Source organism: Pedobacter yonginensis (genome assembly GCF_003173595.1).
GTDB lineage: Bacteria > Bacteroidota > Bacteroidia > Sphingobacteriales > Sphingobacteriaceae > Pedobacter > Pedobacter yonginense.
This window is the reverse complement of sequence record NZ_QGNZ01000002.1, coordinates 351,820-375,070: the sequence shown is the minus strand read 5'-3', so window position 1 is coordinate 375,070 and position 23,251 is coordinate 351,820. Positions and strand designations below refer to the sequence as shown.

At 37.7% G+C, this 23,251-nt stretch carries 23 protein-coding genes; 8 read left to right on the top strand and 15 right to left on the bottom strand.

Features of this window, described 5'->3' with window-relative positions:
- Positions 1-123: 123 nt before the first annotated feature.
- The 6 genes from DHW03_RS08405 to pdxA all read right to left on the bottom strand — a co-directional run bounded on the left by DHW03_RS08405 (position 124) and on the right by pdxA (position 5,468).
- A complete protein-coding gene (locus tag DHW03_RS08405; RefSeq protein WP_109925306.1) occupies positions 124-1,122 on the bottom strand; it encodes a beta-ketoacyl-ACP synthase III in 999 nt (332 codons plus the stop codon).
- A 9-nt stretch (positions 1,123-1,131) separates the two neighbouring features.
- A complete protein-coding gene (gene plsX, locus DHW03_RS08400; protein WP_109925305.1) occupies positions 1,132-2,070 on the bottom strand; it encodes a phosphate acyltransferase PlsX in 939 nt (312 codons plus the stop codon).
- A 101-nt stretch (positions 2,071-2,171) separates the two neighbouring features.
- A complete protein-coding gene (gene rpmF, locus DHW03_RS08395; protein ID WP_025143959.1) occupies positions 2,172-2,363 on the bottom strand; it encodes a 50S ribosomal protein L32 in 192 nt (63 codons plus the stop codon).
- 15 nt (positions 2,364-2,378) lie between these two features.
- A complete protein-coding gene (locus DHW03_RS08390; RefSeq protein ID WP_109925304.1) occupies positions 2,379-2,909 on the bottom strand; it encodes a YceD family protein in 531 nt (176 codons plus the stop codon).
- A gap of 198 nt (positions 2,910-3,107) precedes the next feature.
- Positions 3,108-3,947, bottom strand: coding sequence for a sulfurtransferase (locus DHW03_RS08385; protein WP_109925303.1), 840 nt, complete (start codon positions 3,945-3,947; stop codon positions 3,108-3,110).
- Between the two features lie 441 nt (positions 3,948-4,388).
- On the bottom strand, positions 4,389-5,468 hold the full coding sequence (pdxA, locus tag DHW03_RS08375; RefSeq protein ID WP_109925301.1) for a 4-hydroxythreonine-4-phosphate dehydrogenase PdxA: 1,080 nt from the start codon (positions 5,466-5,468) through the stop codon (positions 4,389-4,391).
- Positions 5,469-5,818: 350 nt separating this feature from the next.
- Between pdxA and rsmA the strand changes: the two genes are divergently transcribed.
- Positions 5,819-6,598: a 16S rRNA (adenine(1518)-N(6)/adenine(1519)-N(6))-dimethyltransferase RsmA gene (gene rsmA, locus DHW03_RS08370; protein WP_109925300.1), complete on the top strand. Its 780-nt coding sequence runs from the start codon at positions 5,819-5,821 to the stop codon at positions 6,596-6,598.
- A 4-nt stretch (positions 6,599-6,602) separates the two neighbouring features.
- On the opposite strand, the gene dapF is transcribed toward rsmA, so the two are convergent.
- Positions 6,603-7,385 (bottom strand): diaminopimelate epimerase, encoded by a 783-nt coding sequence (gene dapF, locus DHW03_RS08365; protein ID WP_109925993.1) that lies wholly within the window; start codon positions 7,383-7,385, stop codon positions 6,603-6,605.
- Positions 7,386-7,628: 243 nt separating this feature from the next.
- On the opposite strand from dapF, the gene DHW03_RS08360 reads away from it, so the two are divergent.
- From DHW03_RS08360 to DHW03_RS08335, 6 genes are all read left to right on the top strand, one after another.
- Entirely contained in the window at positions 7,629-9,173 is a 1,545-nt protein-coding gene (locus DHW03_RS08360; RefSeq protein ID WP_109925299.1) for a trypsin-like peptidase domain-containing protein, read from the top strand.
- A gap of 546 nt (positions 9,174-9,719) precedes the next feature.
- Complete coding sequence (locus tag DHW03_RS19185) at positions 9,720-10,016, top strand: hypothetical protein (protein WP_133248513.1); 297 nt, start codon at positions 9,720-9,722, stop codon at positions 10,014-10,016.
- 316 nt (positions 10,017-10,332) lie between these two features.
- On the top strand, positions 10,333-10,524 hold the full coding sequence (locus tag DHW03_RS08350) for a cold-shock protein (protein WP_109925297.1): 192 nt from the start codon (positions 10,333-10,335) through the stop codon (positions 10,522-10,524).
- 391 nt (positions 10,525-10,915) lie between these two features.
- Positions 10,916-11,596 (top strand): succinate dehydrogenase cytochrome b subunit, encoded by a 681-nt coding sequence (locus tag DHW03_RS08345; protein WP_109925296.1) that lies wholly within the window; start codon positions 10,916-10,918, stop codon positions 11,594-11,596.
- A gap of 17 nt (positions 11,597-11,613) precedes the next feature.
- A complete protein-coding gene (locus DHW03_RS08340) occupies positions 11,614-13,593 on the top strand; it encodes a fumarate reductase/succinate dehydrogenase flavoprotein subunit (RefSeq protein WP_109925295.1) in 1,980 nt (659 codons plus the stop codon).
- Between the two features lie 120 nt (positions 13,594-13,713).
- Positions 13,714-14,484, top strand: coding sequence for a succinate dehydrogenase/fumarate reductase iron-sulfur subunit (locus DHW03_RS08335; protein ID WP_109925294.1), 771 nt, complete (start codon positions 13,714-13,716; stop codon positions 14,482-14,484).
- Between the two features lie 437 nt (positions 14,485-14,921).
- On the opposite strand, the gene DHW03_RS08330 is transcribed toward DHW03_RS08335, so the two are convergent.
- The 7 genes from DHW03_RS08330 to DHW03_RS08295 all read right to left on the bottom strand — a co-directional run bounded on the left by DHW03_RS08330 (position 14,922) and on the right by DHW03_RS08295 (position 21,074).
- Positions 14,922-15,293: an energy transducer TonB gene (locus tag DHW03_RS08330; protein ID WP_109925992.1), complete on the bottom strand. Its 372-nt coding sequence runs from the start codon at positions 15,291-15,293 to the stop codon at positions 14,922-14,924.
- A gap of 219 nt (positions 15,294-15,512) precedes the next feature.
- On the bottom strand, positions 15,513-16,157 hold the full coding sequence (locus tag DHW03_RS08325) for a TonB-dependent receptor plug domain-containing protein (RefSeq protein WP_109925293.1): 645 nt from the start codon (positions 16,155-16,157) through the stop codon (positions 15,513-15,515).
- 23 nt (positions 16,158-16,180) lie between these two features.
- Positions 16,181-18,151: a M56 family metallopeptidase gene (locus DHW03_RS08320; RefSeq protein WP_109925292.1), complete on the bottom strand. Its 1,971-nt coding sequence runs from the start codon at positions 18,149-18,151 to the stop codon at positions 16,181-16,183.
- Positions 18,148-18,525: a BlaI/MecI/CopY family transcriptional regulator gene (locus tag DHW03_RS08315; RefSeq protein WP_109925291.1), complete on the bottom strand. Its 378-nt coding sequence runs from the start codon at positions 18,523-18,525 to the stop codon at positions 18,148-18,150. The genes DHW03_RS08320 and DHW03_RS08315 overlap by 4 nt, the downstream gene beginning before the upstream one ends.
- 113 nt (positions 18,526-18,638) lie before the next feature.
- Complete coding sequence (locus tag DHW03_RS08310) at positions 18,639-19,280, bottom strand: response regulator transcription factor (RefSeq protein WP_109925290.1); 642 nt, start codon at positions 19,278-19,280, stop codon at positions 18,639-18,641.
- A 2-nt stretch (positions 19,281-19,282) separates the two neighbouring features.
- A complete protein-coding gene (locus DHW03_RS08305) occupies positions 19,283-20,074 on the bottom strand; it encodes a sensor histidine kinase (RefSeq protein ID WP_109925289.1) in 792 nt (263 codons plus the stop codon).
- 622 nt (positions 20,075-20,696) lie between these two features.
- Positions 20,697-21,074 carry a hypothetical protein gene (locus tag DHW03_RS08295; RefSeq protein ID WP_109925287.1) on the bottom strand — a complete coding sequence of 126 codons (378 nt, stop codon included), beginning with the start codon at positions 21,072-21,074 and terminating at the stop codon, positions 20,697-20,699.
- A gap of 224 nt (positions 21,075-21,298) precedes the next feature.
- Here DHW03_RS08295 and DHW03_RS08290 point away from each other — a divergent pair, with 224 nt between their 5' ends.
- On the top strand, positions 21,299-21,562 hold the full coding sequence (locus tag DHW03_RS08290; RefSeq protein ID WP_109925286.1) for a response regulator transcription factor: 264 nt from the start codon (positions 21,299-21,301) through the stop codon (positions 21,560-21,562).
- A 94-nt stretch (positions 21,563-21,656) separates the two neighbouring features.
- Here the strand turns inward: DHW03_RS08290 and DHW03_RS08285 are convergent, their stop codons facing one another.
- Positions 21,657-23,222: a M28 family metallopeptidase gene (locus DHW03_RS08285; protein WP_240618498.1), complete on the bottom strand. Its 1,566-nt coding sequence runs from the start codon at positions 23,220-23,222 to the stop codon at positions 21,657-21,659.
- Between the last annotated feature and the right edge of the window lie 29 nt (positions 23,223-23,251).

The following is a 23,251-nucleotide window of genomic DNA, read 5'->3' as shown; positions in this document are numbered from 1 at the left end:
TTATGTAAAAAATAGTGTTAATGAATTAACTAAGTTATACTTTTTTTGTTTTATTTAATTTAAGTTTTTGATAAGGGGAGGGCGCTCATTGCTAATCACTTTGAGCCAAACCAATTCTTCAAACTATTTAGTATCATAAGCCCATTTGAGGTAAACTGATCCCCATGTGAAACCACCACCAAAGGCAGCTAATACAATGTTATCTCCTTTTTTCAATCTGCTTTCCCACTCCCACAAACATAACGGAATAGTTCCATTGGTTGTGTTGCCATAACGTTCTATGTTAATCATCACCTTATCGGTTGTTACACCCATGCGGTTTGCAGTTGCATCAATAATACGTTTATTGGCTTGGTGCGGCACCAACCATGCTACATCTTCAGCGGTTAAGCTGTTGCGTTCCATAATCTCGGCAGCTACATCAGCCATGTTGGTTACCGCAAATTTAAACACGGTAGGCCCTTCTTGATGTGCATAGTGCAATCTGGCATCGATTGTTTCGTGGGTTGCTGGCATTACTGATCCACCAGCTTTCATGCCTAGAAAATCTCTTCCGGAACCATCCGTTCTTAAAATGGAATCTAAAACACCAAGGCCTTCTTCATTTGGTTCTAACAATGCACATCCGCAACCATCACCAAAAATAATGCAAGTTGTACGATCTTCGTAATTGATAATAGATGACATTTTATCGCCACCAACAACCAATACTTTTTTATGCCTGCCAGATTCGATAAAAGATGCACCCGTTGACAAGCCGAATATAAAGCCCGAACATGCCGCCTGTAAATCGTAACCCCAAGCGTTTGTTGCGCCAATCTTATCAGCTAAAACGTTTGCGGTTGCAGGGAAAGTAAAATCTGGAGTAGTGGTGCAAAAGATAATCAGTTCAATTTCCTTTGCATCAATACCTCTCTTTTTAAGCAAACCATTTACAGCATGAACAGCCATATCTGAAGTGCCTAAGCCTTCTCCCTTTAAAATTCTGCGTTCTTTAATCCCTGTCCTACTGGTTATCCATTCATCAGAAGTATCAACCATGGTTTCTAACTCAGCGTTTGTAAGCACATAGTCTGGAACGTAACCATTTACTGCCGTTATAGCAGCGTGAATTTTACTCATTTTAATAAATTATTTAAATGCAATTCTAATCTTTTCAACCAAATTGGTCGTAATCATTTCTCTTGATTGTAAAACCATGTTTTTAACCGCTAATGGGCTAGAAATACCATGACCAATTACCACAGGAGCATTTACACCTAAAACCGGACTTCCGCCATATTGTTCGTAGTTGAAACGATCAAAAAATTCGTCTTTCATACCTTTTTTTATGGTTAACACATAGAATGATTCTGCCAGTTTAAGCATCACATTCCCTGTAAATCCATCGCAAACAATAACATCAGCTTTATCATTAAATAGATCTCGGCCTTCCACATTACCCACAAAGTTGAACAAACGCGTCTCTTTCATTAAAGGAAAGGTCGCCATACTCAGCATATTACCCTTTTCATCTTCTTCACCTATATTCATTAACGCAACTTTAGGTGTATTTATTTGCAATAAATTTTCGGCATACAAACTGCCCAAAACTCCAAACTGAAGTAGTATATCGGGTTTACAATCTGCATTTGCGCCAACATCAAGCAATAAGCCTGTGCCACCTTTAATTTTTGGAAGTATTGTACATAAACATGGGCGGATAATGCCCGGAATGGTTTTAACGCTAAAAACTGCGCCAACCAACATTGCACCAGAGTTACCGGCACTTGCGAAAGAATCGATTTTACCTTCTTTTAAAAGATTGAAACCAACGGCTATGCTCGAATTCGGTTTCTGAACGATTGCTTTGGTGGGGTGTTCGCCCATACCAATTACTTCATCAGTATGAACGTATTCAAAATGATCCGGATTGAAACCTTGTTCTGCTAGAATGGGTTTAATCTGTTCGGTATCGCCGATGAGAACTAACTGTTCACCAGCGTTTAGCGATTGATGAGCTGCTATTGCTCCCAAAACAATTGCTTTGGGAGCATAGTCTCCGCCCATTATGTCGAGGCCTATTTTCATAGAAAAAATCTGTTTGTGTTAGTTCAGGTGTAATCCTGAATTTTTCAGTTGACTAAGGTATGACTAAAGCCGCTGAAAACACAAACAATTTTTTAAGAAAATTACCCGATTTGAGTATTTTCGATAACCAATTTACCGTTATAGTATAGGTTACCATCAACGTTGTAAGCACGGTGTGGTACGTGGATAGCACCTGTTGCCGAGCATGTTGCCAAAGAAGGAGTCACAGCTTTATAGTGCGTTCTTCTTTTATTTTTTCTCTGTTTCGAGATTTTCCGTTTTGGATGTGCCATTGGTATATAATCTAATTATTTTTTTAACTTATTAAGTGCTTCCCAACGTGGGTCGCTATTTTGTTCATTTTCTTCGTGTTGCTTTTCGATTGATAGTTTTTCTAGTCGATCAATCATTTCTTGGTCGCAATCCTTACCAGCCTGCTCACAGTTTTTAATATAAGGCACTGCTACGTTAATCATTTCGTATAGGGGGCCAGATACATCAATTGCAGTTTCTTTACGGCTTAGCGAGATAATTTCATCATCATCACTTTCCAATTCGTCTTCTGCAAACTTTACAATTTGTCTCTCGTACAAATTAATAGGTAGAGGAAATTCAGCTAAGCATTTATCGCAATCTAAATTTACTGTTCCAATTACTTTAAATTTTAAAAGCATCATGGTCTCTTGTTTTTCAAGTTCCAGATCTACTTTTAAATTCCCACTTTTAATTAGCGAGTACTCAAAAGCGTTAAAAAAGGTGTCATCTAGCTCATAGTCAAACTGATGAGTGCCCAATTTTAAGCCGGTAAACGGTAATGAAAATTGTTTTAATGGGTTCAAAGTACTGTAAAATTTTAGCCTGCAAATGTAGGGATAAAATAATTAGATTAAAAATGTTTTTTAAAAATTGTTGGCTTTCAATTTCTGGTATTTCGCAGCAAAGCCTTAAATTCTAAAATTTTGAAAATCTTGGTGTTATTGTTATTTTAAAGTTTAGGATCTCAATCATCACCATTCTGCCTACAAAATCAGGATTGATTATTTTGCCAAAACCATTTGTTTGTTGTTTCTGCTCCATTCGCTCCACGACCCAACGTAAAGTTTCGGAATGGGTAATCCTGCGTAGTCCATTGCGAGTAGAGTATGGCAAGCGGTAATGCCCGATCCACAATGTACAATCACATTTTCTGGCTTAACGTTCCCCAGCGCTTTTAAATACTTATGCTTTAAAATCTCTGGTGCCAGAAACGAACCTGCTCCATCAAGATTTTCGGTGAAGGGAATATTTCTTGCGCCCGGAATGTGGCCTGCAATTAAATCTATTGGTTCGGTTAAACCTGCAAATCGATTCGCATCTCGCACATCAATAACAATATATTCCTCCCTTTTGGCAACTTGTTCAACTTCATCTATATCCGCAAGTGGTAAACTCCAATCGCTGATTTCATACGGGCCAACTACTTTTGCAATTTCCCGTGCATTACTTGTAGGGAAACCTGCCTTAACCGCTGCATCAAATCCACCATCAATTACCTGCACTTTTTTATGACCGATAGCCCTGAGCATCCACCATAGTCTGGCGGCGGCATTGCCTCCGTTTTTGTCATCATAAACGATAATATGGCTGCTTTTAGCAATCCCAAATCGCTGTAAAACCTTTGCAAATTGATTTAATGTTGGTAAAGGGTGCCTTCCGCCCTTGGCAAAATCCCCAATATTGGCTAAATCATCATTTACATCTGCAAAAAGGGACCCTTTTAAATGTTCTTTTTCATATCGCGATTTTGAACCCGCACTGGCATCGATAATTACAAAATCTTGAGATTGACTTAAAGCTATTAAATCTGCTGGCTTTATAATAGGCAAAAGTGTATTCATATTGTGATATTAGTTTGTTTGAGTGATTGACTAAACCCATAATTCCATCTAAGGGGGCTATTGCAAAAACCATATAAAGATATTGAGTATTTATCTGTTTGTGTAAAATATTGAGAAGTTATGTGCTGGCGATGGTTATGGCAAAGCCAATGCAATTTTGCAATGGGTTGAGAATTAGTGTTTTTGCCTACCAAACTCAGCTTAAATGGTCAAGCATTACAAAAGTTCAACAATGTGGGAAAATTGGTTATTATGAAGCCATTTGGATGTACCAAAGACAACGATGCGCTGTTTTAACCGATTTAAACCTGATTGGACGAAAAGACCCAATCTTTCATTGGGCTTGTAGGGAAAGCAGGACTTTCGTAGCCGATGAAATGCAGAACCTTGCTTTTCTAAGAAAAAAGATAAAGTTCATGTGGGTTTTGCTACATACCAAGTTTAGGAAGCATCATCTTTAATGTCGAATTGCGTTTCTACCACTTTTCCGCCGCCGCGTAACTGGTTGCTTAGCAAATCTTCTTGTTCTCTGCGGTTTCTTACAATGTGAATGGCCGAAAATAATGCCTCGGTAAATGAAGTTGAATCTGCCAAATCTTTACCTGCAATGTCATAACCTGTTCCATGATCTGGAGAGGTACGAACGAACTTTAGGCCAGCGGTATAGTTAACGCCATTGTGAAATGCCAACGTTTTAAAAGGAATTAACCCTTGATCGTGGTACATGGCTAAAACGGCATCGAATTTTTTATAACTGCCATTGCCAAAGAAACCATCTGCTGGGTACGGACCAAAACAAATGATGCCTTTATCATAAGCTTCTTGAATGGCTGGAGTGATAATATCTGCTTCTTCTGTTCCCAATAAACCATTATCGCTGGCATGAGGGTTTAAACCCAGAACTGCAATTTTTGGTTTTTCAATCCAGAAATCTTTTTTCAAGCTTTCGTTAATGAGCTTTAACTTGCTTACTATTTTTTCTTTGGTAATGGCCGTTGGTACATCTTTAACAGGAATATGCCCCGTAACCACACCTACACGTAAATTTTCGCTGATCAAGAACATCAGTACATCTTTACTACCGCTTTTTTCTTGTAGATATTCGGTATGGCCAGGAAACGCGAACGTTTCTGATTGGATGTTGTGTTTATTTATTGGCGCAGTAACTAGGGCATCTATATCGCCATTTACAAGATCGGCAGTTGCACGTTCCAAAGATAGTAGTGCATATTTACCACCTGTTTCAGTTATTTTTCCTAGTTCTATTTTTACGTCTTCTTCCCAGCAATTAATCATGTTTGCCTTTTTAAGCTGTGCTTGGTTGGCATGGTTAATTACGTTGAAACTAAAATCGCCAAGGTTATTTGCTTTTCTGTGGAAGGAAGAAACCTTGGTGTGGCCATAAACAATAGGCGTACAATAATTTAGGATGGCAGGATTAGATAATGTTTTGATAATTACCTCTAAACCTATGCCGTTTACGTCGCCTATACTGATGCCAATTTTAAGTTTATTGCTCATAATTCCTGGAAAATTTTAGCGCAAATTACTGATTTTCGATTAAACAGGTGCTTAACGGATAAAAATTAGTTGTTTTGTAGCAAAAGTTTATTTTCCATAACCCAGCTTTTATCGGGAGAACACAATTGTTTTTTAATTTTCCGTGCCTTCTGCGTTTCCGTGGACAAATAAATTTTAAGCTAAGCTTAGTTAACCCAAATTGCCGATTTTCGATTAAACAGGTGCTTAACGGATAAAAATTAGTTATTTTGTGTAATAGAGTTAGTCTGCAAAACACAGCTTGAAGAAGAAAAAATTGTTTTTCTGATTTTTCCATGCCTTAGGTGTTCAGCGGCCAATAAATTTTAAAGATGAGTTTAGTTAAAGCGAAGAAACATTTAGGTCAGCATTTCTTAACCGATAAAGGCATTGCCAACCGCATTGTAGAAAGTTTGGTGAGTACCGACAAGTACAAACAGGTTTTAGAAGTTGGGCCTGGTATGGGAATTTTATCTGATTTTTTGTTGCAACGCCAAGATTTAGAAACCTATTTAATTGATATCGATACGGAATCCTTTCATTTTCTAAATGAGAAATACCCGCAATTGGGCGAGCGCCTAATTAACGGCGATTTTTTGAAATTAGATTTCGACGCGATTTTTCCAGATCAATTTGCCATTATTGGAAACTTCCCTTACAACATTTCATCTCAAATTCTATTCAAAATTTTAGACAATCGAAACAAAGTTGTTGAGATGGTTGGGATGTTTCAAAAGGAAGTTGCCCAGCGTTGCGCTTCACCATCTGGCACCAAGGAGTATGGTATTTTAAGTGTTTTCCTACAAGCGTATTATAAAATTGAATATTTGTTTACGGTAAAACCGGGTACTTTTAATCCACCACCAAAGGTTAATTCGGCAGTGATTCGTTTAACCCGTAACGATATTGAACATTTAGACTGCGATGAAAAACTGTTTTGGCGTGTTGTAAAAGCAGGCTTTAACCAACGGCGAAAAACCTTGCGGAATGCCTTGTCTGCTGTTATGCCACGCGATAAAATGGACGAGCATATTTACTTTGAGAAAAGAGCTGAGCAGTTAACGGTTGCTGATTTTGTGGCTTTAACTCAGCACGTAAGTGCATTGATTTAAAATTTTATCCTACTTGGCCTTCAAAAACCAATTTGGCGGGCCCACATAAAAATACGTTTGTAAATTTTTCGCCATCGTAATCAAATTCGATTTTAATGTCGCCCCCCAACACTTTGATATCGGTTTTGAGGTGCCCTGTTTGGTTTTTATGTTTTGCCATAGCCATGGCTACGGCGGTAACGCCTGTACCGCAGGCATAAGTTTCATCCTCAACACCACGTTCGTAAGTGCGCACAAATAAATGGTCGCCTAGGTCTTCTACAAAATTTACGTTTATGCCTTTTTCATTGTAGGTTTCGTTATAGCGAATGGCTTTACCCGTGTGGTAAACATCAAAATTCTTTAAATCTTTTTGTAGGCTAACGTAATGCGGCGAGCCCGTATTTAAAACGAACGCATCTCCATCGTTGGTTATCAGGTCAACATCAATCATCTGGAGATCAACCCATTCGCCATTTTCTGAAATTCTGGCATAGTGTGGGCCATCAACTGCCAAAAAGTTTGTTTCCTTGTTTATGATACCCAGATGTTTAGCGAAGGCAACAATACAGCGCCCCCCATTACCGCACATGCTGCCCAATCGGCCATCGGCATTAAAATAATGCATCTCAAAATCGTATTGTTCATGCTGGGTAACAAACATTAATCCATCGGCTCCAATCCCAAATCTTCTATCGCAGAGCTGTTCAATCAGTTCATTATCAATGTCTTTTAGCGGACTGGCCGTATGATCAATTAAAATAAAATCGTTTCCAGCGCCTTGGTATTTAAAGAAATTAATTTTCATGAAAGCTTCATTTTTAAATGCAATATTTGAAATGTAAAAGCAACCAGAGCCAATGTGTTTTTTTGTTTTAACATTTTTTAACAAAAACCAGGTGCTTTAATTGTACAAATATCGTTTATATGGTATTAAATTTGAATAAACTAACGAAAAGAATTTAAGCAGATAAAAACTGCTGGGGCATTCTGCTTAAATCAAAGATGAACACAATGCTCTCGCGACCTTTATTAAATAAATAATTAACACATGAAAAAAATATTAGGAATCACAGTTTTGGCTGCATTTATAGGTGGTGCAGCTGCCATTGGAGGTTACAAGCTTTTCGAGCGTAACCAATTAGGCGGAACAATTTCTGAAAAACAAGAATTGTATTTTGCCAATAACCCATTAAAAGTTTCATCTGCAGGTGAGGCAGATTTTACTCAAGCTGCTGCGGCAGTTGCCCCAGGTGTGGTACACATTAAAACAACTTATGCAGCATCAAGCAAGGGACAAGGCGGTTCTTCTCCCTTTGATATGTTTGAAGACTTTTTTGGCGGCGGTGGTCGACAGGCACAACGCCAGCCTAGAGCCGCATCGGGTTCTGGGGTCATTATCAGTCAGGATGGTTATATCGTAACTAACAACCACGTAGTTGAAAATGCAGATAAAGTAGAAGTTATTTTAACCGATAGACGCAAGGTTGAAGCGAAAGTAATTGGTCGCGATCCAAATACAGATTTGGCTTTGATTAAAGTAAATGCAACAGGTTTACCGGTTGTAAAAATGGGAAACTCAGATAATGTGCAAGTGGGTGAGTGGGTTTTAGCCGTTGGTTATCCATTAGATTTGAACACTACCGTTACTGCTGGTATTGTGAGCGCAAAAGCCCGCAGCATTGGAATTATCGGACGTGAACAAGGCAACCAATTAACCGAAGAGGAGTATGATGAATATCGTCGTACCGGTAAAAGACCACAACAAGCACCAAATACCAGTATCGAGGCTTTCATCCAAACGGATGCGGCAATTAACCCTGGTAATAGTGGTGGTGCTTTGGTGAATGCAAACGGCGAATTAATTGGAATTAACTCTGCAATTGCCTCACAAAGTGGTTACAATCAAGGTTATGGTTTTGCAATTCCGGTAAATTTAGCCAGAAAAATTGTTGATGATTTCATGAAATATGGATCTGTTAAGAGAGGTTACATCGGCGTAAACTTTGTTCCTTTAAGTGCAGATAATCCGGAAGAAATTAAAACGAGCGAAATTAACGGACTTTATGTTAATGATGTTGTTGCAGGTGGTGGTGCTGAGGCAGCCGGATTAAAAGCTGGCGATATCATCAAAAAAGTAGATGGCACTACCATTTATGACTCTCCAGATTTACAAGAGAAAGTTGGTCGTTTAAACCCAGGCGATAAAGTGAAACTTACCGTTTTAAGAGATGGTGCGCTTAAAGATTATACTGTAACCTTAAAAGGCGAAGCAAGCGTAGGCTTAGTGGCTAACAATAATGCTTCAAAAGCGGTAGAGATTTCAAAGCTGGGCGCAACCTTTGCTCCAGTTTCTCCAGCTCAAAAATCAAAATTTGGCATCACCAATGGTGTTGTGGTAACGGGCGTAACTGCTGGTAAAGCATTTGATAACTATGGAATCCCGAAAGGATTAATCATTACGAAAGTGAATGGTGTAAGCGTGAACAGTGTTGCAGATGTGCAAAAAGCATTGCCACAAACAAGAAACAACATCATCAGAATTGCTGGTGTAGATGAACAAGGAACTTACAATTTTAATTTCCCGGTTCAATAGCTTAACAAGTGAAAAATTCAAAGATGCTCCCAAATTTAGGGAGCATTTTTTTTGCATATGATTTGGATAACGTTAGGAATGGTAATACGACAATCCTAGGAGCCAATAAAGTTTCAATCAAATCGTTTTAAACTTGTTCTAGTGGTGTGAATTCAATTGGGGCACCTTTAAAAAAGGTGGGAGCTGTTGCATATTAAACCCTTCGTCCTAAAATCACTCTATGCCATCATAACATTGTTCATCTATTTTTCATGAACAATATTTAGTTTAGCAATTTATTGATGATCAGTGTTAATCGATGCTTGATTTTGAATAATCAACCTACAACCAATTATGGCATTAGCGTACATTAACCTTAGCTCTAAACAATATTTTAATTTTATGTGCACGAGCGATTTTCAAAGGAGAATCTATCATGATACGTATCGGGAATTTCAAAAAAAATCAAAGATATACAGTTTAAACGCCACTCTTCATACTTTTTCAGATATGGTTAAAGCGAATACAAGAGCCAATTCGTTACATCATAAATTGCAGTATTGCGTAATGAATACGATTGAAGCTCTAGAAAATCAGATGCCTACACTCCAAGATGAGGACGGGAATGCTATTTTATTTGATTTTGCAGAGTTGGAAATTTATGCTTCTGATTTATTAAACAAGGCTGCGCATGTGGTGAGCTTAAATTATACCAGCCCAAAATTAGTTTTGCACGAAATTGTTGATGATTTGCTTATTTTAAGTTATGATAACAGAAGTCATGTCAATGAGACCTTTATCGTTAAAATGAAAAATGATGTTATGGTCAACTATCAAGAGCAAAACGCGTTGGTGTTGAGCTAATGTCCGTTCGGAATAAAGGCTGAAAGACCTATAATCTTCAGGCTGCCTCGAGATTAACCCATTCACAAAAATGACCCCTTTTATGGTGTGCTTACATGCCATTTTTGGGCAGAAAAGGTAAGCAATGCGTATTCTTTTAAAACGTTTTTCCATCAAAATAAGCCGTAAGTGAGCATTTAAGTGGACGGGTGATTCACTTAAAAAGGCACTTAAAGTGCAATGAATCAGTATATTCAAATAATAATTGAAGTAAAAAAAATAAAAAATTGATTTATAGGTATTTAAGCGTACCTTTGAAGAAATTAAATACAATATAATGCAACAAGGAACAGTAAAATTTTTTAATGAAACTAAAGGTTTTGGATTTATCACTCCATCAAACGGCGATAGCGAAATCTTTGTTCATGCTTCAGGCTTAATCGACAACATTCGTGAGAATGATTCTGTAACCTACGACGTAGAAGAAGGAAGAAAAGGCCTAAACGCGGTAAATGTTAAAGTAGCTTAAGAAAACTCGAACACATAAATCGTAAAAAGTCCCGGTACAAATCGGGACTTTTTTTATGCCCATAATTTTGAAATTAACTATGGTATCAATCATTTCAACATCCTTTATTGGAAATTAGATAGCAGAATCATTTTTAATGCCAAATAAAACCCAAAAGTGTGAAATGTGTATAATCAATTTCAAAGCGACAAACAGCAAGCTTCCCAAGGCTGATTCGAGCTTATTCGAGCCCAAATGAAACTATAAATAATCCAAAAACTTTCGATTTTTTGCGACTTAGCTTTAGAATGTTTCTAAATAAATACTTTATGGGCGTTTTGTCATAATGCTTTATAAATTAAAGCTATAATTAAATACTTTTGCAAGAAATATAGATATAAATCCTAATCAAATGAGTGGTTTCGGAAATGCTTTTTCTTCTTCTATTGGGAAGAAATTCATAATGGGTATTACAGGTTTGTTCCTGATACTTTTTTTAATTGTACACTGTGGCATTAACGCGTTAATCTTTTTAGATGACGATGGCTTAAAGTTTAACATTGGTGCACATTTTATGGCAACAAATTGGATCATCAGGGCTGGTGAATATGTTCTATTCATTGGTTTGTTGGTTCACATTTTTCAAGCGTTGCGTTTAACATTGCAAAATCAAAAAGCAAGGCCAGTTAAGTATGCTGTTAATGATGGCAAGGCAAATAGTAAATGGTATAGCCGTTCAATGGGCTTATTAGGCACACTATTGCTTATTTTCTTGGTGGTTCACTTAAAAGACTTTTGGGTAGTTTCTCGCTTTACTGGGATTCCAACCGTTGATGTAAACGGTCACGAAAATCTTTACGGTGTAATGAAAGTGAAATTTCAAGATCCAGTTAGAGTAGGTGTTTATATCCTAGCTATGATTTCTTTATGTTACCATTTATTGCATGGTTTTGCATCTGCATTTCAAACAATGGGTTGGAATCACTCTAAATATAACGGTATAATTAAAAATGTTGGGGTTTGGTATTCAATTATCATTTCATTGCTATTTGCGGCAATGCCAATTGCAGTTTACGCAGGTTTAATTAAATAATTTTAAGCACGAAAGATATGTCAGATATTAATTCAAATATACCGGAAGGCGAATTAACCCAAAAATGGACCAAATTTAAGTCATCTGTGGCTTTGGTTAATCCATCCAATAAAAGAAGTATAGAAGTAATTGTAGTAGGCTCAGGTTTGGCGGGCGCTTCGGCGGCAGCTACTTTAGCCGAAATGGGTTACAAGGTAAAGTGTTTTTGTTTTCAAGATTCACCTCGTAGGGCGCACTCAATCGCTGCTCAAGGGGGTATCAATGCAGCAAAAAACTATCAAAATGATGGTGATAGCACTTACCGCTTATTTTACGATACCATTAAAGGTGGTGATTACCGTGCTCGCGAAGCCAACGTGCATCGCTTGGCAGAGGTGAGTACCAATATTATAGATCAATGCGTGGCTCAGGGTGTTCCTTTAGCTCGTGAATATGGTGGTTTGTTGGATAACCGATCATTCGGTGGTACACAGGTTCAACGTACATTTTACGCTGCGGGTCAAACTGGTCAGCAATTATTGTTAGGTGCATATTCTGCTTTAGAACGCCAAATTGGTATGGGTAAGGTAGAAATGTACACACGACATGAAATGCTTGAGGTGGTTAAAATCGATGGTAAGGCTCGTGGTATTATTGCACGTAACTTAATTACAGGACAACTGGAACGTCACTTCGGTCACGCGGTAGTTTTAGGAACAGGTGGTTATGGAAACGTATTTTATCTTTCTACCAATGCAATGGGAAGTAATGTTACTGCAGCCTGGAAAGCGCACAAACAAGGTGCTTACTTCGCCAATCCTTGTTATACTCAAATTCACCCAACTTGTATCCCAGTTTCTGGTGATCATCAATCAAAATTAACCCTAATGTCAGAGTCATTGCGTAACGATGGACGTATTTGGGTGCCTAAAAAGAAAGATGATAACCGCAAACCAACCGATATTCCAGAGGATGAAAGAGATTATTATTTAGAGCGTCGTTACCCTGCTTTTGGTAATTTGGTTCCACGTGATGTGGCTTCTAGAGCGGCCAAAGAGCGTTGCGATGCAGGATATGGGGTAGGTGCTTCTAAGCTTGCCGTTTATTTAGATTTCAAAGCCAATACAGAACGCTATGGTAAAATCGAGGCTTCAAAAGCGGGTAATCATAATCCCGATAAAGAAACCTGTATGCGTTTGGGTACTGCGGTAATCAAAGAAAAATACGGTAATCTCTTCGATATGTACGCGCAAATTACTGGAGAAAACCCTTACGAAACTCCAATGCGTATTTATCCAGCGGTTCACTATACCATGGGCGGACTTTGGGTTGATTATAACTTAATGACATCTGTACCAGGCTTATATTGTACTGGTGAGGCCAACTTCTCAGATCATGGCGCCAACCGTTTAGGTGCATCGGCATTAATGCAAGGTTTAGCTGACGGTTATTTTGTTCTACCGTACACCATTGGAGCTTATTTATCAAAAGAAATTTCGGTAAAAGCAATCCCAACAGATCATCCTGCGTTTGTTGAAGCTGAAGCTAAGGCAAAAGGCATTTTGGATACATTAATCAATATCAAAGGCACCAAATCTGTAGATCATTTCCACAAACGCCTAGGTTTAATTATGTGGGATAAATGTGGAATGTCTCGTAGTGAGCAAGGATTAAAACAAGCTATTGAAGAAATTAGAGCATTAAGAGCTGAATTCTGGAGAGATGTTCGTGTTCCTGGAACAAGTGATGAATTAAACACAGAACTAGAAAAGGCAGGCCGCGTTGCAGACTTTATAGAACTAGGCGAATTGATGTGTATTGATGCTTTAAACCGTAACGAGAGTTGTGGTGGTCATTTCCGTGAAGAATACCAAACAGAAGAAGGTGAAGCTTTACGTGATGATGTAAACTATGCATACGTTGCAGCTTGGGAATTTAAAGAAGGGGTAAACTTCGAGCTTCATAAAGAAGAGTTGAAGTTTGAAAATATTAAAGTAGCACAAAGAAGTTATAAATAGATGTGAGAGGGTAGATATGAGAAACCAGATTGAAGATAGGAGAATGGGCGATGCCCGAAAATCCTCAAATCTTAAATCTAAGCCTCACATCTCAAATCTAATGTCCAAAATCTCAATATCATGAGTACAGGAAATATGAACTTAACGCTAAAAGTTTGGCGTCAAAAAAATAACAAAACCGCAGGTGCTTTGGTTGATTATAAAGTAACTGATATTTCACCAGATATGTCCTTTTTGGAGATGTTCGATGTGTTGAATGAGCAGTTGATTAACAAAGGTGAAGAGCCAGTAGTATTCGATCACGATTGTCGTGAGGGAATTTGCGGAATGTGTTCGATGTTTATTAATGGTCGTCCGCATGGGCCTAAGGATTTGGTTACAACCTGCCAATTGCACATGCGATCTTTCAAAGATGGCGATACCATTGTGGTTGAACCTTGGAGAGCTGCTGCTTTTCCAGTTGTTAAAGATTTAGCTGTAGATCGTTCTGCATTTGACAGGGTTATTGCAGCTGGTGGTTTTATTTCTGTAAACACAGGTAATGCTCAAGATGCAAACAGTTTGCCTATTCCAAAAATGCAGGCTGATGCGGCTTTTGAAGCTGCTGCTTGTATTGGTTGCGGTGCTTGTGTGGCAACTTGTAAAAATGCCTCAGCAATGCTTTTCGTTTCTGCGAAGATTTCACAACTGGCATTATTGCCTCAAGGGCAGCCAGAACGTTACCGTCGCGTACAGAGCATGGTAGCGCAAATGGATTCCGAAGGCTTTGGTAACTGTACTAATACAGGTGCTTGCGAGGCGGAATGCCCTAAAGGAATTTCTTTAGAGAACATTGCCCGTATGAATCGTGATTTCGCATCAGCAAAGTTCATTTCAGAAGAAACGGTTTAAAAATATACTGTGCATCCAGGTTAAAACTTGGGTTCTTAAGCCTTCACTTTGTGAGGGCTTTTTTTGTTTAGAAACTGAAATATTTTAACGGCATTTTTAGATTAAAAAGTACAAAGACTCATCACTAATGATCCATTTGAAAACATACGAAAGTTAATTATTTTCAATCGAAAGTTTGATAGGCGAATTTAACGCAAAATAAAAGTTTGCGAAAGTGTTAAAAATCTTATGTTGGCATATTAAAATATTCCGATATTGGAAATTTTATTCTGTAAAATTTGCATATACATTAAAGATTTTATAAATTTAGACTTCCGAGACAGGAGAGAAATCATAAAACCCCGACTATTTAGCTGGGGTTTTGTGGTTTTTTACATGATATTTTATGCTATTGTAAAGGTGTTGATTGGTAGAAGATGGTGAGTTGGAAATTTCTCTTAACGGAGATTGAAGTTAACGTTAATATTGTATTTCACCCGAACGGGTAATCCGTCTTGCATTCCAGGATTCCACTTTGGTGATGATGAGATTACCCTTAATGCTTCTGCATCTATTTCAGGACTGACACCCCGAGTTACTTCAACATGAGTTAGCGCACCATCTTTTTCTACAATAAAGGTGAGAAATACTTTCCCTTGAATTTTATTTTTCGCAGCTTCTTTTGGGTATTTAATATGCTGACCTAAATATTGATAGAAAGCCTGCATACCACCCGGAAACTGGGGTTGCTTTTCAATTTTAACAAAATCAACTATTGCATTATTATCAGAATCTGCTGATGGTGACTTAGATTTGGCACTTTCAGTCATCCTGTCCGATTTGGTTTTGCTATCTGATTTTTGGTTCTGTGCATGTAAAAGCGAGTTCAAGAAGAACAAGCAAATGAGTGTTAAGATTAGATTATTTAGGGATTTAAGGGGTGTTTAGTTATGAATTGCGGCAGATGCATTCGTTTGTTATGCAAAGGCCTAATAATTAAAGTACGAGCCAACGTTCATTGGCGTTGATTCAAATTTTTAAGCTATTCATTAATTCTTTTTTGGTGCAGTTTTAGCTTTTTTGGTTGTGATGATAATTACGCCATTCTTTGCTTTTTCACCATACAGCGTTTTTGAGGAGGCATCTTTTAATACTTCAATAGAGGCAATGTTTTCTTGATTAATTAATTTAAAATCTGCTTCTGCAGTCTCTTTGCCGTCAATAATGTATAGTGGTTTTGCTATTGATAAGGAATCGGCGAACAAAGATATGCTTTTAGAATCCCTTTTGAGCAGAACTGTCGGATTCTGTTTTCTCAGGCTGATACCCAACTCCTTGCCATCAATTTTGGAACTTGGCAGGGTTTTAGGCGTGATGGGTTCCACGGGTCCTTTACCTTCTTTAGTTTTAATAATGATTACTCCTGCAAAACCATCTGTGCCATATTGCGCCACTGCCGAACTGTCTTTCAAAATGGTTACGGATTCGATGGTGTTTGGATCTAAACCTTTGAAAGAAGATGTACCCCTAATGTACTGCTTGTTGCCATCAATGATCACCAGTGGTTCTTTAATTGATAGGGGGTTTGTTTCTTTAAATGTGATTCTTTCGATTTTAATGCTGTCTTGTTTTTGTGCTGAAACACTGAGTGCAAAGCCAAAAAATATGCTGGTTATAAAGAATAATTTGTTCATAGGATGATGTTAAGGTTGATGATTTATTTAATGCTTTGGTCAAAAGGCTTATCAATTACGAAATCTTTACTTTCTAATTTTTTGAATAAGTTTGCCTTTGCTTGTTTAGTTGTAACTAGAATTACGCCATTTTTTGCGCTCAGCCCATAAGAATTGGTGGCTACTTGATTTTTAAGTACGGCTATAGATTCTATATCGTTTGGGTTTATCGTGCTTAATGAGGTATTGCTTGAAAGCTTAACGCCATCAACTACAATAAGCGGTGCCGTTGAACTGTTAATGGGTGTTCCATCAAATCTTAATGAAACTTTTGCATCCGTTTTTTCTGTACTTATTGGTTTCTCCGTTGCGAGCTTAAAATTTACGTTGATGTTGTATTTAACTCTTACTGGCTTGCCGTTTTGAATGCCTGGATACCATTTTGGACTTTCTGAAAGTACTCGTATCGCTTCTTCATCTGTTCCGCTGCCTAAGCCCCGCGTGATTTGAATGTCCGATAGATCTCCGTTTTTTTCAACGTTAAAGCTTAAAAAAACCTTGCCCTGAATATTATTTTCGACCGCCAATTCTGGGTATTTAATCGATTTACCTAAATATTCGTAGAATTTTGTTATGCCCCCTGGAAATTCGGGCTGCTTTTCTATGGAAACAAAGTCGTAAACCTTTTCATCGCCGTTTTCGGTTTTGGGCGTTGGCTTACTGTAAGCGGTCACCGATAGATTACTTAAGTCTTGGTAGCCATCAATTGATTTTATGTTATTGTTTTCTAATTTACTGTCTGCACCAATAATAGCAAATGATACTTTAAGTGTGTATTTTCCATTTGGTACTGTTTTGAAACCTTTGTAGGCCGAAACGGCTTTGATTACTTCTTCATCGCAGCCTTTACCTAAATCTATGCTATTGCTTAAATTATTTATTTTCCCATTTGTTACGGTAAACTTGATCTGTGTATTGCCCTGAAGATCGCTTTCTTTGGCTTCTGCTGGGTAGTTGATGTTTTGAGATAAAAAATTATAAAAATCTTTCCATTGATGATTTGTTTCGCCCTCAACCGCAGTTTTAGATGCAGCAGAATCAGCCTTGGCTTCTGGTTCAGAAACCATATTTTGCACCAATGCTATGGGCTCTTCTATAGCGATTTGATCTGTAATGGAGATTAGTTCCTCATTTTTCCGAATTGTTGCGGAGGAGAATACGATCAGAATTGCAAATAACGGGATAAAGATTCCATACTTTAAAACGGCTATTTTTTTAGAGGGCTCTTTGTGAAGCATGAATATTCTCTTTTTAATCAATGATTTATCGAAGAAACCATTGGTTAAACTATTGGGCGAAACGCCGAAAGATTTGCTTAAAATTAACAATGCGTATTCTGATTTGTCGCCTTGAAATTCGGCCGCCTTTTCATCAGCTAAAAACTCGTGAATATTTTTAATGGCTCTTTTATAAAAATAAATAATCGGATTTAACCAAGTTAAAATACCCAAGAGTTCAAAGAATAAAATATCTAAGGTATGCCATTGCTTAATGTGAGCTTCCTCATGAATGTCGATCACATCCATTTGAGGAAGTTCTTTGTCTATGATTTTACTGCTAAAGAATGAAAAGGCCGAGCCAGATTTTGCATTTTTTATTAAAATTTTAACAACAACTAAGTTGTACACTAACTTTCCAAGAAAAAACATTATACCTGCACAATAGATAGAAACCAAAATGCTGGCCCAACCGAAGCCAGAATTGCTTTCTGTTGCTATGGTTGCTTTCGCCAACACTTCATCCCAATTAACAGATGCATAAACTTGTTGTGCAGCTTTTTGTTCAGTTAGCCATTCTAAACGAATAAATGGGATCACCAAAGATAGTACGCCCGCAGCAACAAGGTAAAAACGGTTTAATGTGAAGTAGGTTTCTTTATCTAATAGCAACTTATAAAAGCCGTAAAAAACAATTAAGTATATGTTTACCTGTAGGAGATAGTGTGCAAAACTCATTTTGGCTTGTGTTTAATTTTGTTAATCATTTTTAGGATTTCATCAACATCACTTAAATCAAGCTTTTCTTCTTTCACAAAAAATGAGAACATGCTTTCTACTGAGTTTTCGAAATAATTGCCAAGCAGTTTTTCTGTTGCGTGGCGTTTGTATTCTTCTCTGCTAACTAAGGGGTAATACTGATGGGCTTTGCCCATAGCCTCATGACCGATAAATCCTTTGGTTTCTAGGATTCTGATAATGGTTGACACGGTGTTGTAAGCTGGTTTTGGGATGGGTAATTCGTCAATTACTTCTTTTACAAATGCTTTTTCCAACTGCCATAAGACTTGCATAATCTGCTCTTCGGCTTTTGTTAAATCTTTAATTTTCATGATAACTTTAATAATAAGGACTGGGGCAAAATTTTTGCCTTAAATTAAAGTTAAAACTAATCAGTTAGTTACGCAAATTTATTGTGATTTATTTTAACAAAAAATGGAAATAATTAAATGGTAATGAGGTTGTTCTTGATGCCGTACACGACAAGTCCTGTTCTCGATTTGATATTGAGCTTCGCAAAAAGCGATTCGCGGTAGTTGTCAACAGTTCTAGGGCTTACGTTCATCAGATCGGCAATTTCCTTATAGGTTAAATCGCTACTGCAGAATTGGAGGAAAGACAATTCTCTTGCTGTGAATAATGGTTTGGTATCTCCATCTTTAAGTGCGACTAAGAGCCTACCCGAAACCATTTCATTTACAAAAAATCCTTTTGCTACAATAGTTTTAATGGCGGTAAGTAAATCTGTAGGGGTAGATTCTTTTAGCATATAACCAACAGCTCCTGCTTTTAGCATCCCGATGATGGCTTTTTCATCCTCAAACATACTTAAAGCGAGTACATGAACTTTTGGATGATTGTCTTTTATCCATTTAGTTGCAATGTAACCATCCATAATGGGCATATTGATATCCATCAGAACGAGTTTTACCTCTGGATTTTTATTTATTTTATGCTGTAAATCAACTCCATTGGTCGCTTCAAAAACCACCTCAATTTCATCAAATTCTTCTAAAAGACTGGCTAATCCAGAACGGAAAAGTGTATGGTCATCAACAATGGCAATGGGTATAGTGGGCAGCTGCATAATTATGGATAGGGGATTTCGATTAATATTGTTGTTCCAATTTGAGGTGACGAATCTAAGTCTAATTTCCCATTAATCATGTCTATTCTTTTGTGGATTGAGTTTAAGCCCATGCCTGTTTTTTTTGCTTTGGTTTCGTCGTAATTAAAGCCTACTCCATTTTCTTTAACTTTTAAGAAAAGCTTGTTATCACTAAAATAAGTATCTATTTGAATGGTTGTAGCCTGTGCATGCTTAATGATGTTGTTTATAATTTCTTGCAGTAAACGTAAAATAATTAAATCTTTATCAGGCGATGATACTTGTATATCAAACAGATCATTCGAAACTTTAAGTTCGTAGGCTCCGGTTTTGCTTAGCCAACTTATTTCTTGATCGATGGCGTGGCCAATGCCATGTTCTACCATTTGTTCGCCATGTAATAACTTGGCCAATTCTCTAAGTTCTTTAATAGATTTACTGAGCAGGGAAAGTGAATTTTCTATTTTTTTTCCGGCCTTTTCTTGATCGGTTAAATTTATGGAGTTAAGGGTAAGGGAGGTTAAGCTGAGCAATTGGCCCACATTATCGTGTAATTCTGTGGCGATGCTCTGCATGGTTTGATCTTGAACTTCGACGAGGGTTTTCAAAATTTCGGCATCAAATTGCTGTTTCATGTTCTCCTTTTCGATTACATGATTTCTCTTATGCTTATTGTAGAGCCTGATGTACAGAATCAAGAATACAGGCATCAACAGAAAAATAAGCGTTGCTAAAATTATTAAAGATGTAACCTGCGTTGCCGGGCTCTGCATATAAAGGAATATGACCAAAAACTATATAAAAGTACATTAAGAAGGACATAAATATACCATCTTAAGTGATTATTTGTGCTGACTTTATCAAACAAAACCTCATCAAACAAGTTAATAACCGTTCCTCCGAAATAGTAAAAAAGCACACCAACCACCCACCAAAATTGGGGGTGATATTTTAATTGAATAAAATTCTGGTCTTTTAAGAGCAACAGAAAGTAATATAAACTGTAAATAACAAATATTATGGCTGATACATTGATGGTAATGGTGTTTAATTCTGTTATTCCGTGACTGTACAAATCGTAACTATATGATAAAAGCATTAACCCCGAACCGACTAGAATAATCGGTTTGGGGTTAGTATATTCCTTCAGAAATTTATAAAGGCCGAAACTTACAAAACAAAGTTCAACTAATATATAAAGATTATAGAGCCATACATTATAATGGTGGAACACTTTACTGATTATGGATGCAATTGTTTCAGTAGAAAAAGTAATTGCCATATACACAATTGCGATTTTCCAAAACAAACTTTTGTCTTTTGCTAAAAAGATAATTGCAACGATTAAGCAGATAAGCTCTACGCAAGTGGAAGGAGATATGATCTTAATCATTTTTACAGCGCGGTTCCATCGCAAGAATGTGGACAAATTTCACCTTTATTTTCGGGATCTACACTTAAATCGTCGTCGTGAACTTCTCCGCCATAACCTTTACCTTGTGTTGTAGGTACAAAAATTACGGTATTTCTACCGATGTAATCATCTGGTAAATCTGCAACGGTTTCTTTGGTGTATTGTCCAAAATAAACGCGTAAACCATCCGCGTTTTGTTCTTTTAATGTGGTGTAAATGCGTTCTATTTGTTCTAGCGGAAACCAAACGGCTTTTGTATAGGCATCGCTCGGATGTTCTTTATTGTACCGGGTGTAGGCATCAACCATTTGTCTGGCTACTTCTACTGGAATACTTCCAGGATTTTTGTCATCGTTCATATTTGTTTGGGATAATTTTTATAAAACTCGTGAATAATTAAAGTATTGGCAATAGCTCTGCTTTATTTTCTATACCGTAAAAACACCCTTTTAATTAGGGCTAATTGCGCTGTTTTTTAAAGATGCTGGCAATTACTTTTGGATTGTAATTAAAGGAAACATCTCCCTATGAATTACATTAAAATAATTGTCTAACCTATTGGTCCAGTTTAAAATGATTCGTTATGATGAATTCTGTACATTCCAAATCATTAAAAATGATGAACACGATTTTAGTTTCTGATCGTCAAAACTCTATAAGTGATAGAGAGATAGAGATTGTTAAACTTCTATCGCTCGGTTACAATAGCAAAGAAATTGGTGAAATGCTTTTTATAAGCGAACATACCGTAAATACCCACCGTAGGAATATGGTGAAAAGGCTAGATCTGAAAAATTCGTATCAGTTAATTGTTTGGGCATTTAAAAAGAGAGTTCTGTCCTTCTAGAAAATATTATTATTTAACGCCTCTATCTCTCAACCGCAATTAAGCCTGCCACTATCTAATGGCAGGCTTTTGTTTTTGATAGGTATTGTGGGTATTAAGGTCTTGCCGGTGCTGGCGTAGGCAATTCTTTTCTTGGAATTTGTGCTTCGCGTTGTGAGGTATTGTACACAAAGGATGCAATAATGGTTGCCGCTTGTTTTAAATCATCTTCTACTAACCTATCGTAGGTATCCATGTTGCTGTGGTGTGTGCGGGTGTTGTAATCTGCTGGATCTTGAATAAATTGGAAACCTGGGATTCCAACGGCATCAAATGCTTGATGATCCGTTCCACCTGTATTGTTTATGGTAATGGTTGTTGCGCCTAGATCGTTAAATGGTGTTAACCAGCTCTGAAATATGGGCCCTGCGGCTTCATTTCCTTGTAAATAAACGCCTCGGATTTTTCCCGTGCCGTTATCTAGATTGTAGTAGGCTGAGATTTTTTTCTGATCGGGTGTTAAAACCATCGTTTTTGGGTCGCCGTAATGTTTTGCTACATAGCCTCTCGATCCAAATAAACCTTGTTCTTCTGAGCTCCAAAGGGCAATTCGGATGGTGCGTTTTGGTTTAAAATCAATTGCTTTCAAAATCCGCATGGCTTCCATCATTACGGTAGAGCCAGCTGCATTATCTGTTGCACCAGTTGCCGCATGCCACGAATCGAAGTGACCGCCAATCATCACCACCTCGTCTTTCAATTTTTTATCCGTTCCGGGAATTTCTGCGATAACATTGTAGCCTTGTGGGTCTTGATCGTAAAATGAGGTTTTAATATCGGCTTCTAGCTCTACTGCTTTTCCTGCCCGAAGCAAGCGCTGAATGTGTAAAAAGTCTTCTGCTGAAACTTCTAACTCTGGGGATACAGGTTTAGCATCTAAGGCATAAGAGGCGCCATTGCTTGTGAAAAAAGTACCTTGTCCGCCACGGGCATAGGTTAAAATTAGGCCTACTTTTTCTTCTAACAGCATGGCGCTGATGGCTGCTCTAACTTCTCGCATTTTCATCATTTGGGCCATTCGATCTGCCATAGGGCCACCGGCTGGGCGTTGCCTTGCTGGCGCACCAGCTTTAGCCGCAGCCATTTGGGCTAAGGTTGTATCTGCATAGCGAGAAAAATCTGGTCGCGTACCACTGGTTAATGGCGTACCTTGATCTAACATAATGATTTTGCCTGATAGTTTGCCTTTGTATTTCGCCAAATCTGATACACTATCCGCTTTGATTAAAATGACTTCAGATTTTATAGGGCCATTTGTGCCAGGTGTCCAAGCTTTGGGTGAAGCAATAATTGCATGGTAATACGGAAGTGTGGTTGCTGCATAGTATTTATCAATTTGCCAGCCTTTGCCAAAAGTGCCCCAAGCTTCTAAATGTGCGTTTTTTAATCCCCACTCGGTAAGTTGTTTAACTGCCCACTCTTGTGCTTTTTTTAAGCCTGGCGAGTTGGATAAACGGGGGCCATTAACATCTGTTAAGTTAAAGGCGATATTCATGGCTTTGGAATTTTCTAAGCCTTCTTTTCTGATTTTCTGTACTGCGGCAGCATCGGGTGTGTCTTGTGCAAAGGCAGAGAGGCAGTAGCCAAAGGCTAAAGCGGTTAGTGTAAATCTTTTAATCATAGTTTTTTTATAAGTCGGTTTGATTTGAT